Annotated in this window: 2 protein-coding genes and 1 pseudogene; all 3 read right to left on the reverse strand. The window is 70.3% G+C overall.

Annotated features, from left to right (window positions below; genetic code table 11):
• Positions 1–183: pseudogene (locus tag AC1D15_RS31175) on the reverse strand (hypothetical protein); the annotation flags it as partial.
• 4 nt (positions 184–187) lie between these two features.
• On the reverse strand, positions 188–463 hold the full coding sequence (locus tag AC1D15_RS31180; RefSeq protein WP_477829084.1) for a PepSY domain-containing protein: 276 nt from the start codon (positions 461–463) through the stop codon (positions 188–190).
• Positions 460–1,627: phospholipid carrier-dependent glycosyltransferase (locus tag AC1D15_RS31185; protein WP_477829085.1), on the reverse strand; the 1,168-nt coding region annotated here is incomplete at its 5' end. The genes AC1D15_RS31180 and AC1D15_RS31185, both read right to left, overlap by 4 nt.

A 1,627-nucleotide genomic window follows, 5' to 3' on the forward strand; every position in this document is an offset into this window, starting at 1 on the left:
GTGCAGTGCGGCCCACAGGCAACGCACCGCCACGACGCTGACCGCGACGTAGCCGGCGAGCCGGTGCCACCAGTCGCCGTCGTCGCGCACGAGATCCAGCACCACCAGCGCCGCGAGGCCCCAGTGGCACAGCCGGACGACCCGATCCCACACGCGGACGCGGCCATCGGGCAGGGCGGACATCGGCTTACTTCTCGATTTCGGACTTCACCGGGTCCAGCGTCTTGGCGTCGAAGTAGATCTCGACCTTCTTGCCTTCCTTGTTCTTGCCGTAGATCTCGTAGCAGTTGCCGTCGACCTTGAACTTGCTGATCGTGTAGCCCTGGCCTTCGAGCTTGGCCTTGGCGTCGGCTTCCTTCATCCATTCGGCCTTGGGGTAAGCCTTGCAGTCCGCCTTGGCGAAGGCGCTGAGCGGCACGGCCGCGACGATGCCGATCAGGGCGGCGAGGGTGAGTCGTTTCATGGAGAACCTTTCAACGAAGTCAAGGGTGGAATCGCAGTATGCACATGCAGCAGCACGAAGCCACCGACCGAGGTGCGCTCCGTGACGCCGCACAACTGCGCGAGGCGCGCGGCGTCGTCGCGGCGCAGCGCAATGAAGCCGCCGCGCGGGCCGAGGCGGTCGAGCGCTTCGGCGGAGGTGTCGGCGAACTCGGCCCGGCCGGCACTGTAGAACGACGCCGAGTGCAAGCGCTCGGTCACGAACACCAGCGATTCGCCGCCGCGGTGGCGCTGGGCTTCCCAGGCGCCGATGACCTCCTTGGTCGAGTTGTCGCTGAAGGTGCCACTGTGTTCGGCGTACAGGACGAGTGCCAGGGCGCCGGTCATCGACAGCGCGAGGCCGCCGGCGACCCACGCGTCCACGCGCGCGCTGCCGACGCGCCCGCGCAGCCAGTGGCTGGCCAGCAGCGCCATCGCCGGCAAGGCGGGCAGTGCGTACGGCAGGATGATGTTGCGCGCCGCGGTGAAGAACACCAGCGGCGCCAGCGACCAGCACACGAGGTAGAGGCGCCACCAGCGCTGATTCGTCGGTTCAGCGTTCCCAGCGAGCCTGTCGAGCACTGCCTTGGGGTGCCTGAGGCCGGCAGCCAGCAGCACCAGCGGCCACGGCAACGCCGACACCAGCGCAAAGAGCCAGATCGTGCCGATCGGAAAGGCGTGCGCGAAGCCGTAGCGGTCGCCCGACCAGCCCGGCGTGACGAAGCGGTGCCAGTGTTCGCCGACGATGAAGTAGTCGATGAAGCCCGGCGTCTTCAGCTCCGCCGCCAGGTACCACCAGCCGGCGGCCACGGCGGTGAAGGCCAGGCCGGTGGCCCACGGCAGCGCGTGCCACACGCGGCCCACCTGCCGGGTGGCCAGTGCCCAGGCCGCTGCCGGCAGGCCCACGAGCACCAGCACCAGCGGGCCCTTGGCGAGCAGCCCGATCGCCAACCCGGCGAACAGCAGCGCGCTGCCACGGCGGTGCCGTGGTCCGTGCAGCGCCTGCCACAGGCCGGCCATCGCCAGCGTGGTGCCCACGGTGAGCGCCTCGTCCGTCATCACGGCGCCGGCGGCCAGCATCGACAACGCGGCGCCGGCCAGCAGGCCGGCCGCGGCGAGCGGCGGCGTGTCGCGGCGCGCAGCGGCC

Source organism: Rhizobacter sp. P2_H2 (genome assembly GCF_056403375.1).